Source organism: Pseudomonas sp. 18.1.10, assembly GCF_024655625.1.
Taxonomy (GTDB): Bacteria; Pseudomonadota; Gammaproteobacteria; order Pseudomonadales; family Pseudomonadaceae; genus Aquipseudomonas.
Genome location: NZ_JANLGL010000071.1, coordinates 14,908 through 28,071, shown reverse-complemented (window position 1 = coordinate 28,071; position 13,164 = coordinate 14,908). Strand labels below are relative to the sequence as shown.

Sequence of the window (13,164 nt, the reverse complement as noted above, 5' to 3'; positions counted from 1 at the left end):
ACCCACCGCTTTCGCGAGCAAGCCCGCTCCCACACAAGCCCGCTCCCACAGGGGTAAGTGTCAGCCAAAGGTCTCGCGCAGTAATCCAGCAAACGCATCCCTGGCCAGATGCCGCTGGGTGTCCGCGTGCCAGAACAGCAGGTTGTCCACCGCCTGCAACTCTTCAAACCGATACGACGCCAGCTGATTGGCCTGCTCATAGCGGGCCAGAATGCCTTCCGGCGCCAACGCCACGCCAATCCCTGCGCTTACGCAACCGATGATCGTGCCCCAGCTGGCATAACTGGCGATGCTCGGCTTGAACGCTTGCGGCTTGACCCAGTTTTCCAGTGCCGCGCGATAGGGGCAGCCCGGTGGCCACACCAGCAACGTGCGCCCGGCCAGGTCTGCGGCGCTGTGGATCGGTGCGCTGGATGCACTGGCGATCAGCACCAGGCGTTCGCTGTAGACCACGCTGTGTTCGAGCTTGGCGCGCTTGCCGCCGCTGGCCACCAGTGCCACGTCCAGGCGATGGTGTTGCAGGTCGTCGAGCAGTTGGCTCCAGGCGCCGGTCACCAACTCCAGGCTGACATCCGGGTAGCGCCGGTGATACTCCGCCAACAGCGGCGGCAGGCGCCCGCTGGCGCTGGATTCCACCGCGCCGATACGCAAGGTGCCGCGAGGAATGGCATTGGCGTCCACGGCGCGCTTGGATTCGTCCACCAGCGCGAGGATGCGCTCGCAGTACTCCAGGAAAATCTCACCGGCAGCACTGATCGCCAGCCCGCGCCCGGCACGGATAAACAGCGGTGTACCCAACTCGTTTTCCAGTTGCTTGATGCGCGTGGTGATGTTGGACGGCACGCAGTGCAATTGCACGGCGGCCTGGGCCACGCTGCCGGTTTGCGCCACGGCTCGCACCATCTTCAGTTGGGCCAGTTCCATTGCTCAGTTCCAGTGATTGCAGAAGTCAGAAACGGTTAATTGTCCTGCGGGTGACCGGGGCCAAGACTGACGGCATTCCTTCTCTGTTCCTGGATGCCTTCGATGAATTCCCCGTCACCCTTGAAGCTTACGCTAGTGGTTGCCAGCGTCATCCTCTGTTGGGCCTATTCGCCGATTGGCGTGCACATGGGGCTGCACAGCTACAGCCCCGGCCAATTGGCCTTGTTGCGGTTTCTGATTGCGTCGCTGTTCATGGGCGGCGTGGCGCTGGTGCTGGGCATTGGCCGGCCGCGCCTGCGGGATCTGCCGTGGTTGCTGGTGCTGGGGTTTTTCGGCGTGTTCCTGCACCACACCAGCCTCAACTATGGGCAGCAATTCGTCACGGCGGCAGCGTCCAGCGTGTTGGCGCAGTCGGCGCCGCTGTTCAGTGTGTTGATCGCTTTTTTCGCCCTGAAGGAGCGGGTCAGCGCCTGGCGCTGGGGTTGTGTGCTGCTGGGGTTGCTTGGCGTGCTGATGGTGATGTGGGGCAACCAAGGTGTGAGCGACATCGACCCGCGTGGCTTGTCGATCCTGCTGGCGGCGCTGTCGTGGAGTGTGTATTTCGCCATCCAGAAGCACTATGCCCATCGCTACAGCCCGCTGACGCTGGCGTGCTACATGGTGTGGGCGGGCACCCTGATGCTGGGCGTCAACCTGCCAGGCCTGCCCGCCGCCGTGGCGCAGGCGCCGTTGGCGGAGAACCTGGCGGTGCTGGTGCTGGGGATTTTCCCCAGTGCCTTGGCGTACCTGGCCTGGGCCTATGTGTTGAAGCATGTCGAGGTCAGCCGCGCGTCAGTCGCGATGTACCTGATCCCGCCGGTGGCCATGCTGATGGCCGCGACGCTGCTTGGCGAGCAGATTGCCGCAAACGTGGTACTGGGCGGGGTGATCGTGCTGGCCAGTGTGGCGGCGATCAGTCTGGAGGGGCGCCGGGGGCGCGCTCCCCGGTGTACAGCTGGATGATGTCGTCGATTTCGCCGGACATTTTCATCCGCAACAAGGTGCGCAGGATGCGTTGCACCGGCACATTCGGGTCGTTGCGCACGGTGCAGCCCAGGCTTTGTTCTTCGAGCACCGCGACTTTGTGCAAGCGCCGGCCAGGCGCCAGGCGTTGGTTGAAGCGGTCGAGTATCCATTCATTGGTGACCGCGTACTTGAAACGCCCGGCCACCAGTTTATGCAGCACCTGCTCTTCACTGCGGGCGTCGTCCCGGATGAGCTGGCCGCTGGCGAACAAGGGGTCGAGGGTGCTGTAGCGGTAGTTGAGCACCGTGCCGATCAACTGCGGTGCCAGTTTGTCTAGCTGTACGGCCTGCGCGGGCACATGGGTGCTGACCAGCAGGTTGCGCTGCACAAACAGCGGCACGCTCCAGGTGTAGTCGCCGGACATGTCATCGACCCACGCCTGGGCGACATAACAGCGCACATCCACCTCGCCGTGCTCCATGGCGGCGGCGATGCGCGCCCGGGCCAGCACGTGGAAGTGCGCCGGGCGCCCGACCTGGGTGGCGAGGCTGGACATCAAGTCATACAAAATACCCTGGGTAGGCCGGCCGTCCTCCAGTTGCACCATGGGCATCGCCCAACTGTCGGAAACCGAGAAACGCAGCGGTGCAGGCGCCGCTAGGCTAGCCGTGGCAATCATCCATAAAGCGCCCAGGACTACGCGCATATGCTCTCCGGGTTCAGGCCTTTTCGGGGCCAGTGCGATGAGCTTAGTCAGATTAGGCGAGCGTGCCGGATGCAATTTCCCCCTTGCTCCGCTAGCATTACCGGCTTCCGCTTCCCAGTTGCGACGGTTTTCGATGAGTTATCAGGTTCTTGCACGTAAATGGCGTCCGCGCTCGTTCCGCGAAATGGTCGGCCAGACCCATGTGCTCAAGGCTCTGATCAATGCCTTGGACAGCCAGCGGCTGCACCACGCCTACCTGTTCACCGGCACCCGCGGGGTGGGCAAGACCACCATCGCGCGCATCATTGCCAAATGCCTGAATTGTGAAACCGGTATCACTTCGACGCCCTGCGGCACCTGCTCGGTGTGCCGGGAAATCGACGAAGGGCGCTTTGTCGACCTGATCGAGATCGACGCCGCGAGCCGCACCAAGGTCGAAGACACCCGCGAACTGCTCGACAACGTGCAGTACGCGCCGAGCCGCGGGCGCTTCAAGGTCTACCTGATCGACGAAGTGCACATGCTGTCCAGCCATTCCTTCAACGCCTTGTTGAAAACCCTGGAAGAACCGCCGCCCTACGTCAAATTCATCCTGGCCACCACCGACCCGCAGAAACTTCCTGCAACGATTCTGTCGCGGTGCCTGCAGTTCTCCCTGAAAAACATGACCCCCGAGCGGGTAGTCGAGCATTTGACCCACGTGCTGGGTGTCGAGAACGTGCCGTTCGAAGACGACGCGCTGTGGCTGCTCGGCCGCGCCGCCGATGGCTCGATGCGTGACGCCATGAGCCTCACCGACCAGGCCATCGCCTTTGGTGAAGGCAAGGTCATGGCCGCCGATGTGCGCGCCATGCTCGGCACCCTCGACCATGGCCAGGTGTTCGACGTGCTGCACGCGCTGATCGAAGGCGACGCCAAGGCGTTGCTCGAAGCCGTGCGCCACCTGTCGGAGCAAGGCCCGGACTGGAATGGCGTGCTTTCGGAAATCCTCAACGTGCTGCACCGCGTCGCCATCGCCCAGGCCCTGCCTGAGGGTGTGGATAACGGCCATGGCGACCGCGACCGCGTGTTGGCCCTGGCCCAGGCGCTGCCGGCCGAAGATGTGCAGTTCTACTACCAGATGGGCCTGATCGGTCGTCGCGACCTGCCCCTGGCGCCGGACCCGCGTGGTGGCTTTGAAATGGTCCTGCTGCGCATGCTGGCGTTCCGGCCCGCCGACGCGGCTGACGCGCCGAGACAGCCGCTAAAGCCAGTGGGGATCAGCCAGGCCACAGTTGATTCCGCCAAACCAGTGGCTGGCGCGGCAGTTGTCGCGCCAGTGGTTGCTGCACCGGCGCAGGCTCCCGAGCCGGTGGTGGTTGCGCCCGTGGTTGAACCGCCTCCTGTGGTCGAGCCCGAGCCAGTCGTTGACCTGCCGTGGAACGACCCGGTGGCAGCCGAGGTTGAACCCGAAGCCGAGCAACAGCCCGCCGTGGAGCCCGTACTGGAAACCACCGGTGAGCAGCCCGAGCTGACGCCAATGCCCACGCCGATCCCGGACAGCGCGGTGCCGGACGCCCCTGAATGGGTGTCTGCGCCCGTGCCGGAGCCGACCGTCGCCCAGGTTGAAGCGGCTGTGCCGGGTATCGACGACGACGAACCGCCACTGGACGAAGACTACATCGAGCCGGACATGGATTCGGCCTACAGCTACCTGGACGACCTGGCCAGCGAGCACACCGCCGAGCCGGCCCCCGAGCCCGAGGCGGAACCCGCTGCGGCGCCGGCTACCGGCCTGGCCCTGCAATGGCTGGAGCTGTTCCCGAAACTGCCGATCTCCGGCATGACCGGCAGTATCGCCGCCAACTGCACGCTGATCGCCATTGACGGCGACCACTGGCTGCTGCACCTGGACCCGGCCCACAGCGCCCTGTTCAATGCCACCCAGCAGCGTCGCCTGAATGACGCACTGAACCAGTACCATGAGCGCACGCTGACCATCGCCATCGAATTGATTAAGCCTGAGCAGGAAACCCCGGCCCAGGCCGCGACCCGCCGGCGCATCAACCGCCAGCGCGAAGCCGAGGACTCGATCCACGCTGATCCGCTCATCCAGCAAATGATGCAACAGTTCGGTGCGGTCGTCCGTCACGATACTATTGAACCTGTCGAAGCTCCGGTGCCCCAGGCGTCCTGATACCGGGCTACTTACTTGATCCACGTACTTTGAGGTAATTCCCATGATGAAAGGTGGCATGGCCGGCCTGATGAAGCAGGCGCAGCAGATGCAGGAAAAAATGGCCAAGATGCAGGAAGAACTGGCCAACGCCGAAGTCACCGGTAAAGCCGGTGGCGATATGGTCAGCGTGGTGATGACCGGTCGTCACGACATCAAGCGCGTGAGCATCGACCCAAGCGTATTGCCAGGTGTTGGCGAAGACGACCTGGAAATGCTCGAAGCGCTGTTTGCTGCGGCCGTCAACGACGCCGTGCGCAAGATCGAAGCCAACAGCCAGGAAAAAATGGGCGGCGTGACCGCTGGCATGCAACTGCCACCGGGCATGAAGCTGCCGTTCTGATCGGCGAGCGTTAGCTAGACTCGAATGCCAGGCCAAGTGCCTGGCATTTTTTTGCCCGCGCCGCGATCCCTGTGGGAGCTGGCTTGTCGGATCGCCGCACCGCTGCGATGCTGTCACCGCGCTGCTACTGATAAAACATCGAACCCCAACCGCTCTATCATGGTCTGCACCCTATACCGATGGATTCGCGAAAGGAGCCCCAGATGCCGCAACAACCGACTTTGAACCAGCGCATTGTCCTGGTCTCACGCCCACAGGGCGCCCCCACCCCGGAAAACTTCCGCCTGGAGCGTGTGAATCTGCCGGAGTTGGCCGACGGCCAAGTCCTGCTGAAGACCCTGTACCTGTCCCTCGACCCCTACATGCGTGGACGCATGAGTGACGCACCGTCCTACGCCGCGCCGGTGGAAATCGACGAAGTGATGACCGGTGGCGCTGTCAGCCGTATCGAGCAGTCGCGCAATCCAAAATTCGAAGTGGGTGACCTGGTGGTCGGCGCCACCGGCTGGCAGAGCCACAGCATTTCCGACGGACACAACCTGATCCCGGTGCCCAAGGGCCTCGCCAGCCCCTCCATGGCCTTGGGCGTGCTTGGCATGCCGGGCATGACCGCCTACATGGGCCTGATGGACATCGGCCAGCCCAAGGCCGGCGAAACCCTGGTGGTGGCAGCCGCGTCCGGTGCAGTGGGTTCGGTGGTGGGGCAAGTGGCCAAGCTCAAGGGCTTGCGTGTGGTGGGTATCGCCGGCGGTGCGGACAAGTGTCGCTACGTGGTGGACGAGCTGGGCTTTGACGCCTGTATCGACCACAAGAGCGCGGACTTCGCCGATGAACTGGCCCAGGCCTGTTTCAAGGGCGTGGACATCTATTTCGAAAACGTCGGCGGCAAGGTGTTCGACGCGGTGCTGCCGTTGCTCAATCCCAAGGCGCGCATCCCGTTGTGCGGCTTGATCGCCGGCTACAACGCCCATCAGCCGCCGAGCGGCCCCGACCGGTTGCCGGCGCTGCAACGCACGTTGTTGACCAAGCGCGTGCGTATCCAGGGCTTTATCGTGTTCGACGACTACGGCGACCGCCAACCCGAGTTCATCAGCGCCATGGTGCCGTGGGTGCGCGAGGGCAAGGTGAAATTCCGCGAAGACGTGGTGGACGGCCTGGAGCAGGCACCCGAAGCCTTTATCGGTTTGCTCGAAGGGCGCAACTTCGGCAAGTTGGTGGTGCGCGTCGCGCAGGATTGAGCATTTGACGCTAATCCGGGGCGCGGGTATAAACCGCGTCTCGTTGTTTTGTCGGACCCTTCGCCCATGAGCTTCAGCCCCCTGATTCGCCAACTGATCGACGCCCTGCGCACCTTGCCCGGCGTTGGCCAGAAAACCGCCCAGCGCATGGCGCTGCAACTGCTGGAGCGTGACCGCAGTGGTGGCACCCGGTTGGCCCAGGCCCTGAGCCAGGCCATGACCGGCGTCGGCCACTGCCGCCAGTGCCGCACCCTCACCGAAGAAGACCTCTGCCCGCAATGCGCCGACCCGCGCCGCGACGACACGCTGCTGTGCGTGGTGGAAGGGCCGATGGATGTGTACGCGGTGGAGCAGACCGGTTATCGCGGGCGCTACTTCGTGCTCAAGGGCCACCTCTCGCCGCTGGACGGCCTGGGGCCGGAGGCGATTGGCATTCCGCAACTGGTGGCGCGGATTGCAGAGCAGGGCACCTTTACCGAGGTGATCCTGGCCACCAACCCGACGGTGGAAGGCGAAGCGACGGCGCATTACATCGCGCAACTGCTGACCAACAAAGGCCTGATTACCTCGCGTATCGCCCATGGCGTGCCGTTGGGGGGCGAGTTGGAGCTGGTGGATGGCGGCACGTTGGCGCACTCCTTTGCCGGTCGCAAGCCAATCGCGCTCTAACTAACACCGCAAAACCAACTGTGGGAAGGGGTTTGTGTGGGAGCGGGCTTGCTCGCGAATACAGTGTGTCAGTCGCCAGATTTATTGACTGACCCACCGCGTTCGCGAGCAAGCCCGCTCCCACACAAGCTAGCTCCCACAGTGGTTTTGTGTTGTGGGTGGTATTTGCGTATGGCTTGATAACCAAGCAAGCGCTTGGTAATTTTCCTCCACCTCACCGTGGAGCTTGCCGATGTCTGCCTATCAGGACTACTTCGACCCCAGCCACCAATTGGTCCGCGACAGCGTGCGCCGTTTTGTCGAGCGCGAGATGTTGCCGGGCATCGAGCAATGGGAGGAGGCCGAGCGCTTTCCCCGCGAGCTGTACCTCAAGGCCGGCGCGGCGGGGATACTCGGTATTGGCTACCCTGAAGCCCTCGGCGGCAGCCATGAAGGTGATCTGTTTGCCAAGGTCGCAGCCAGCGAGGAGTTGATGCGCTGTGGCTCCGGTGGCGTGGTGGCCGGGCTCGGTTCGCTGGATATTGGCCTGCCGCCCGTCGTCAAATGGGCGCGCCCCGAGGTGCGCGAACGCGTGGCGCCTCTGGTGCTGGCGGGCGAAAAGATCATCGCCCTGGCCGTCACCGAGCCGGGCGGTGGTTCCGATGTGGCCAGCCTGCAAACCCGCGCCGTCCGTGATGGCGACCATTACCGGGTGAGTGGCAGCAAGACCTTTATCACCAGCGGCATCCGCGCCGACTTCTACACGGTCGCCGTGCGTACCGGTGGGCCGGGCTTTGCCGGTATCAGCCTGCTACTCATCGAAAAAAACACCCCCGGTTTCACTGTCGGCCAGCCCTTGAAGAAAATGGGCTGGTGGGCGTCGGACACGGCTGAATTGTTCTTCGACGATTGCCGAGTGCCTGTAGGCAACTTGATCGGTGCCGAGAACATGGGCTTTGCCTGCATCATGGGCAACTTCCAGAGCGAACGCCTGGCCCTGGCGTTGATGGCCAACATGACGGCGCAGATGGCCCTGGAGGAAAGCCTCACGTGGGCGGCCCAGCGTGAAGCGTTCGGCAGGCCAATCGGCAAATTCCAGGTGCTCAAGCACCGGTTGGCGGAAATGGCTACGGCGGTGGAAGTGTCGCGGGAATTCACCTATCGCCAGGCAGCGAAGATGGCGGCGGGCAAGAGTGTAATCAAGGAAATATCCATGGCCAAGAACCTGGCGACCGACACGGCGGATCGCGTCACTTATGACGCGGTGCAGATCCTGGGCGGGCAGGGGTACATGCGCGGCAGCCTGGTGGAGCGGCTGTATCGTGACAATCGCATCCTGTCGATTGGTGGGGGGACGCGGGAGGTGATGAACGAGATCATCAGCAAGCAGATGGGGCTGTAGTTTTGCAGTGTTTTTCAGGGCCTCTTCGCGAGCAAGTCGAATCGTCGCACCGCCGCTCCCACAGTTGACCGAGTACATCCTTTGGAATGAGGTCGAATGTGGGAGCGGGCTTGCTCGCGAAGAGGCCAGCACAGGCAACTGAAAAAGTTACTGCTCGCTCAGGGCAAACTGCGTCAAACAAAACGTCGGAATCCCCATATCTTCCAAACGCTGCGAGCCACCCAGCTCCGGCAAATCAATAATCGCCGCCGCTTCAAAGATCTTCGCCCCCATGCGCCGCACCAGATTCGCCGCCGCAATCAATGTACCGCCAGTGGCAATCAGGTCATCGAACATCAGCACCGAGTCGCCTTCACACAGGCTGTCGGCATGCACTTCCAGGAAGGCTTCGCCGTATTCGGTCTGGTAACCCTCGGCCAGCACGTCGGCGGGCAATTTGCCTTGCTTGCGGAACAGGATCAGCGGTTTGTTCAACTGATAGGCGATGATCGAGCCGATCAGGAAGCCCCGCGCATCCATCGCGCCGATGTGGCTGAAGTCGGCTTCGACATAACGTTGGGCAAAAGTATCGGCCACCAGGCGCAGGGCGCGGGGCGATTGAAACAGTGGCGTGATGTCACGAAAGATCACCCCGGGCTTGGGGAAGTCGATGACGGGGCGGATCAGGGATTTGATGTCGAACGAATCAGCGATCATCGTCGAAGAGTCCTGGGGCTGGAAACGGACTCGAAGTATACCTGCGGCCTCGCCGGTTGGCGCAGCCGCAAGTGTCTGGATCAGCCCTCGAGGGAGCCACCGGCCAGCGCGCACAGCTGGATCGGATCGAGGATATGCACTTCCTTGCCCTCGGCGGCGATCAGTTCGTTCTGCTGGAAGCGGGTGAACACGCGGGACACGGTTTCCACCGCGAGGCCCAGGTAGTTGCCGATTTCATTGCGCGACATGCTCAGGCGGAACTGGTTGGCCGAGAAGCCCCGGGCGCGGAAGCGTGCGGACAGGTTGACGAGGAACGTGGCGATGCGCTCGTCGGCGGTTTTCTTCGACAGCAGCAACATCATCTGTTGATCGTCACGAATCTCGCGGCTCATCACGCGCATCAACTGGCGGCGCAGCTGTGGCAATTGCAGGGCCAGTTCGTCGAGGCGTTCGAAGGGGATTTCGCACACCGACGTCGTCTCCAGCGCCTGGGCCGACACCGGGTGAATCTCGGTGTCCATGCCGGACAGCCCCACCAGTTCGCTGGGCAGGTGGAAACCGGTGATCTGTTCTTCGCCGCTGTCGCTCAGGCTGAACGTCTTCAACGCGCCGGAACGTACTGCATAGACGGAATCGAACTTGTCGCCCTGGCGAAACAGGAACTCGCCTTTTTTCAGCGGGCGGCCGCGTTTAACGATGTCGTCCAGCGCATCCATGTCTTCCAAATTCAGCGAAAGTGGCAAGCAGAGGGGGGCCAGGCTGCAATCCTTGCAATGAGCCTGGCTGTGAGCGCGCAGTTTAACTGGCTCGGACATTTCTTAAATCCTTGTGGGAAAACACACATAAGACGTAAGGGTAACGCACAGAGGGAGTGTGAGGCCAGCCTGTACAAAAAACCGGCAGGGGTATAAAGAATTTTCGCCAGGTGCCGATGGCCTGCTATCAACCCTGGAACCTGGATGTTCACAAGATGGCTTCCCTTACGCTCGACCTGGCAATGCGCACGCAGATTACGACGACGCCAGATACAAAAAAGCCCGTTGCTAAAACCGACGCCGCCGATCCGAAGGCCACCGACGAAACCAAACCTGCGGTCTCGGTGGTTATTTCCGGTGCGGCGATGAAAGCGGCGGCGGCCGAGAAAACCTCCAACAGTGACATCGACGACAGCGGGCTGGCGGACAACGTCAAACAACTGTTGAAGATGATTCGCGAGATCAAGAAGCAGATCGCCGAGAAGCAGGCGGAAATGGCGGCGGTCATGGCTGACAAGAGCCTCAGCCCCGATCAGGCCAGGGCCAAGGCCACTGCCCTGCAATCCGCCTTGGGCGCCTTGCAAGCCAGCCTGACCAGTGCCCAGGCGTCCTTGACCAAGGCGATGAAAGACCTGAGTGCCGGCGACGCGATCAAGGCCGCCAGCCTGGCAATGAAGTAACCGCGCTCAAATCACCCGTGAAAACCGCTGCCTATTCTGGTGATCCAGGTAGGCATCGAACACCATGCACACCGAGCGCACCAGCAGACGCCCGGCCGGCAACACGCGAATGCCCCGGGCATCCAGTTCGATCAGGCCGTCGGCGGCCATGGCGTCAAGTTGTGGCCAGATCTCGTCGAAATACCCGCGAAAATCGATGTTGAAAGCCTGTTCGACCTTGTCGAATGCCAGGCTGAAATTGCAGATCAACTGCTGGATCACTTCCCGGCGCAGACGGTCGTCCGTGGTGCACACCAAACCCCGGCTGGTGGCCAGTTGTGCGCTGGCCAAGGTGTTCTGGTAAGCGTTGAGGTCGCTGGTGTTCTGGCAGTACAGGTCGCCGATCTGGCTGATGGCTGACACACCGAGGCCGATCAGGTCGCAATGACCGTGGGTGGTGTAGCCCTGGAAGTTGCGTTGCAAGGTGCCTTCTTCCTGGGCGATGGCCAGCTCGTCGTCCGGCAGGGCGAAGTGGTCCATGCCGATGTAGCGGTAGCCGGCCTGGGTCAGCTGTTCGATGGTGGTTTGCAGCATCAGCAGTTTTTCCGCCGGGGAGGGCAGGTCGTCGGTGTTGATCCGCCGCTGCGGCATAAAGCGCTCCGGCAGGTGCGCGTAGTTGAACACCGACAGGCGGTCGGGTTGCAACTTGATCACTTCTTCCACGGTGCGCGCAAAGTTGAGCGGGGTTTGCTTGGGCAGGCCATAGATCAGGTCGATATTGATCGAGCGAAATTGCAGGGTGCGCGCCGCATCGATCACTGCGCGGGTTTCTTCCAGGCTTTGCAGGCGGTTGACCGCCCGTTGCACCTCGGGGTCGAGGTCTTGCAGGCCAATGCTCACGCGGTTGAAACCCAGTTCACGCAACAGGCCCATGGTGGCCCAGTCGGCTTCGCGCGGGTCGATCTCGATGCCGTAGTCGCCGGAGTCATCGTCGAGCAGATTGAAGTGCTTGCGCAGGCAGTTCATGACTTGGCGCAGTTCGTCGTGGCTGAGAAAGGTCGGGGTGCCGCCGCCGAAGTGCAGCTGTTCCACTGGCTGTTTCGGGTCGAGGTGGCAGGCCACCAGTTGGATTTCCTGCTCCAGCCGCTGCAGGTAGGCATGGGCGCGGCCACGGTCCTTGGTGATGACCTTGTTGCAGGCGCAGTAGTAGCAGATGTTCGCGCAGAACGGCACATGCACATACAGCGACAACGGCCTTGAGGCCTTGCGGCTCTCGCGCAGGGCGTGGAGCAGGTCGAACGTGCCGACCTGGCTGTCGAATTGTACGGCGGTGGGGTAGGACGTGTAGCGCGGCCCCGCCAAGTCGTAGCGGTGAATCAGATCGGTGTCCCAACGAATGGCGTCGAGCATGCGGGCGTTCCCCCGGATAGGCTAATGGGCCGAGTCTAGGGGCGTTGCAGGGAGGGCACCTTGATTTGCATCAACGGGGAGCGGCGCTATGCCACATGGCGCCGAGCGCCCTGCCTCGCCAGTACGATCCTTTTTGACGGTGTCTGTTGCCGTCATGCTGCGTTGCCGCTCCTCCCCATAGCCAGCTATGAGTCGTCGCGGCGCCTTGCCTGACGACAACAGCCACTCGTCAAAAAAGGATCGTACTGGCGAGGCAGGGCGCTAGTGGCCCATTAGCCAGTGCTGATGCGGGCCGGGCAAGGTCCAAATGCCAAACAAGATCACCAGCAATCCGCCCGCCATTCTTACGCTGCGTTTGCGTAATAGCGCCGTGACCCGTTCAGCCGCCAACCCGGTCGCCAGCAGCACCGGCCAGGTGCCCAAGCCAAACGCCAGCATCAGCAGCCCGCTGTCCAGCGCATTGCCCTGGCTCGCCGCCCACAGCAGGGTGCTGTAGACCAACCCGCACGGCAGCCAGCCCCAGAGCGCGCCCAGCAGCAAGGCGCGCGGCAGGCTGGACACCGGCAGCAAACGGTTGGCAAGCGGCTGGATATGCCGCCACAGGCCGCGCCCGAGGCTTTCGATGCGGGTCAGGCCGCTCCACCAGCCGGCCAGGTACAGGCCCATGCTGATTAGCAGCAACCCGGCCAGCACGCGCATGAACATCGCTGCCGGGCTGTTCGCCACGGCCCAGCCGGCCAGGCCGATCAATATGCCGGCCGTGGCATAGCTGAGGATGCGCCCCAGGTTGTACGCCAGCAGCAGGCGAAAGCGGCGGCTGCGCTGCTCCTTGGGGATCGCCAGGGTCAGCGCGCCCATCAGCCCGCCGCACATGCCCAGGCAGTGGCCGCCGCCGAGCAGGCCGAGGATCAGCGCGGAGACCAGCAGCGGCGCGAGTTCAAGCATGGGGCGGGTCTTTGGGTGGCTGCTCGGGGCCGTTGGCCTCGTCGACGGCGGCCAAGTGATTGGGGTCCTGGTCGTCAAACAGCACGCTGTGGGCCGGGCCGTCGAGGTCGTCGTACTGGCCGCTGTCCACCGCCCAGAAGAAGATGTAGATGGCCACGCCCACTAACAGTAGCGCCGCTGGAATCATCACGTAGAGAGCTGGCATCGGTACTCCATGT

General features: G+C 62.8%; 14 protein-coding genes. 7 read left to right on the top strand and 7 right to left on the bottom strand.

Translation table 11 applies throughout. From position 1 onward, the window contains the following. Positions 1 to 60: 60 nt before the first annotated feature. Positions 61 to 924 (bottom strand): LysR family transcriptional regulator, encoded by an 864-nt coding sequence (locus NUV89_RS14350; RefSeq protein WP_257781832.1) that lies wholly within the window; start codon positions 922 to 924, stop codon positions 61 to 63. A gap of 102 nt (positions 925 to 1,026) precedes the next feature. On the opposite strand from NUV89_RS14350, the gene NUV89_RS14345 reads away from it, so the two are divergent. Further along, entirely contained in the window at positions 1,027 to 1,926 is a 900-nt protein-coding gene (locus tag NUV89_RS14345; protein ID WP_257781831.1) for a DMT family transporter, read from the top strand. Here NUV89_RS14345 and NUV89_RS14340 read toward each other — a convergent pair. Continuing rightward, on the bottom strand, positions 1,877 to 2,635 hold the full coding sequence (locus NUV89_RS14340) for an ABC transporter substrate-binding protein (RefSeq protein ID WP_257781830.1): 759 nt from the start codon (positions 2,633 to 2,635) through the stop codon (positions 1,877 to 1,879). The genes NUV89_RS14345 and NUV89_RS14340 overlap by 50 nt on opposite strands. A gap of 133 nt (positions 2,636 to 2,768) precedes the next feature. On the opposite strand from NUV89_RS14340, the gene dnaX reads away from it, so the two are divergent. The 5 genes from dnaX (at position 2,769) to NUV89_RS14315 (ending at position 8,481) form a co-directional block, all read left to right on the top strand. Then, positions 2,769 to 4,811, top strand: a complete 2,043-nt coding sequence (gene dnaX / locus NUV89_RS14335; protein WP_257781829.1) for a DNA polymerase III subunit gamma/tau — start codon at positions 2,769 to 2,771, stop codon at positions 4,809 to 4,811. Between the two features lie 43 nt (positions 4,812 to 4,854). Beyond that, positions 4,855 to 5,193 carry a YbaB/EbfC family nucleoid-associated protein gene (locus tag NUV89_RS14330; RefSeq protein WP_003175481.1) on the top strand — a complete coding sequence of 113 codons (339 nt, stop codon included), beginning with the start codon at positions 4,855 to 4,857 and terminating at the stop codon, positions 5,191 to 5,193. Between the two features lie 203 nt (positions 5,194 to 5,396). Next, a complete protein-coding gene (locus NUV89_RS14325) occupies positions 5,397 to 6,431 on the top strand; it encodes an NADP-dependent oxidoreductase (protein WP_257781828.1) in 1,035 nt (344 codons plus the stop codon). A gap of 66 nt (positions 6,432 to 6,497) precedes the next feature. Continuing rightward, entirely contained in the window at positions 6,498 to 7,100 is a 603-nt protein-coding gene (gene recR / locus NUV89_RS14320; RefSeq protein ID WP_017735338.1) for a recombination mediator RecR, read from the top strand. 232 nt (positions 7,101 to 7,332) lie between these two features. Beyond that, positions 7,333 to 8,481: an acyl-CoA dehydrogenase family protein gene (locus NUV89_RS14315; protein ID WP_257781827.1), complete on the top strand. Its 1,149-nt coding sequence runs from the start codon at positions 7,333 to 7,335 to the stop codon at positions 8,479 to 8,481. Between the two features lie 147 nt (positions 8,482 to 8,628). On the opposite strand, the gene NUV89_RS14310 is transcribed toward NUV89_RS14315, so the two are convergent. Both NUV89_RS14310 and fnr read right to left on the bottom strand, forming a co-directional pair. After that, positions 8,629 to 9,177, bottom strand: a complete 549-nt coding sequence (locus NUV89_RS14310; RefSeq protein ID WP_257781826.1) for an adenine phosphoribosyltransferase — start codon at positions 9,175 to 9,177, stop codon at positions 8,629 to 8,631. Positions 9,178 to 9,257: 80 nt separating this feature from the next. Continuing rightward, positions 9,258 to 9,992 (bottom strand): fumarate/nitrate reduction transcriptional regulator Fnr, encoded by a 735-nt coding sequence (gene fnr, locus NUV89_RS14305; protein ID WP_016979302.1) that lies wholly within the window; start codon positions 9,990 to 9,992, stop codon positions 9,258 to 9,260. 155 nt (positions 9,993 to 10,147) lie between these two features. Between fnr and NUV89_RS14300 the strand changes: the two genes are divergently transcribed. Continuing rightward, positions 10,148 to 10,612 carry a hypothetical protein gene (locus NUV89_RS14300; protein ID WP_257781825.1) on the top strand — a complete coding sequence of 155 codons (465 nt, stop codon included), beginning with the start codon at positions 10,148 to 10,150 and terminating at the stop codon, positions 10,610 to 10,612. Between the two features lie 6 nt (positions 10,613 to 10,618). Here the strand turns inward: NUV89_RS14300 and hemN are convergent, their stop codons facing one another. From hemN to ccoS, 3 genes are all read right to left on the bottom strand, one after another. Then, on the bottom strand, positions 10,619 to 12,001 hold the full coding sequence (gene hemN / locus NUV89_RS14295; RefSeq protein WP_257781824.1) for an oxygen-independent coproporphyrinogen III oxidase: 1,383 nt from the start codon (positions 11,999 to 12,001) through the stop codon (positions 10,619 to 10,621). Between the two features lie 261 nt (positions 12,002 to 12,262). Then, positions 12,263 to 12,946, bottom strand: coding sequence for a sulfite exporter TauE/SafE family protein (locus tag NUV89_RS14290; RefSeq protein ID WP_257781823.1), 684 nt, complete (start codon positions 12,944 to 12,946; stop codon positions 12,263 to 12,265). Continuing rightward, positions 12,939 to 13,151, bottom strand: a complete 213-nt coding sequence (ccoS, locus tag NUV89_RS14285) for a cbb3-type cytochrome oxidase assembly protein CcoS (RefSeq protein ID WP_017735332.1) — start codon at positions 13,149 to 13,151, stop codon at positions 12,939 to 12,941. Before ccoS ends, NUV89_RS14290 begins: the two co-directional genes overlap by 8 nt. Between the last annotated feature and the right edge of the window lie 13 nt (positions 13,152 to 13,164).

Coding starts and splice junctions, on each gene's coding strand:
- fnr (WP_016979302.1), bottom strand. CDS start 9,992: ATGTCCGAGCCAGTTAAACTGCGCGCTCACAGCCAGGCTCATTGCAAG.
- NUV89_RS14345 (WP_257781831.1), top strand. CDS start 1,027: ATGAATTCCCCGTCACCCTTGAAGCTTACGCTAGTGGTTGCCAGCGTC.
- dnaX (WP_257781829.1), top strand. CDS start 2,769: ATGAGTTATCAGGTTCTTGCACGTAAATGGCGTCCGCGCTCGTTCCGC.
- ccoS (WP_017735332.1), bottom strand. CDS start 13,151: ATGCCAGCTCTCTACGTGATGATTCCAGCGGCGCTACTGTTAGTGGGC.
- NUV89_RS14300 (WP_257781825.1), top strand. CDS start 10,148: ATGGCTTCCCTTACGCTCGACCTGGCAATGCGCACGCAGATTACGACG.
- NUV89_RS14290 (WP_257781823.1), bottom strand. CDS start 12,946: ATGCTTGAACTCGCGCCGCTGCTGGTCTCCGCGCTGATCCTCGGCCTG.
- NUV89_RS14325 (WP_257781828.1), top strand. CDS start 5,397: ATGCCGCAACAACCGACTTTGAACCAGCGCATTGTCCTGGTCTCACGC.
- NUV89_RS14330 (WP_003175481.1), top strand. CDS start 4,855: ATGATGAAAGGTGGCATGGCCGGCCTGATGAAGCAGGCGCAGCAGATG.
- hemN (WP_257781824.1), bottom strand. CDS start 12,001: ATGCTCGACGCCATTCGTTGGGACACCGATCTGATTCACCGCTACGAC.
- NUV89_RS14350 (WP_257781832.1), bottom strand. CDS start 924: ATGGAACTGGCCCAACTGAAGATGGTGCGAGCCGTGGCGCAAACCGGC.
- NUV89_RS14310 (WP_257781826.1), bottom strand. CDS start 9,177: ATGATCGCTGATTCGTTCGACATCAAATCCCTGATCCGCCCCGTCATC.
- recR (WP_017735338.1), top strand. CDS start 6,498: ATGAGCTTCAGCCCCCTGATTCGCCAACTGATCGACGCCCTGCGCACC.
- NUV89_RS14315 (WP_257781827.1), top strand. CDS start 7,333: ATGTCTGCCTATCAGGACTACTTCGACCCCAGCCACCAATTGGTCCGC.
- NUV89_RS14340 (WP_257781830.1), bottom strand. CDS start 2,635: ATGCGCGTAGTCCTGGGCGCTTTATGGATGATTGCCACGGCTAGCCTA.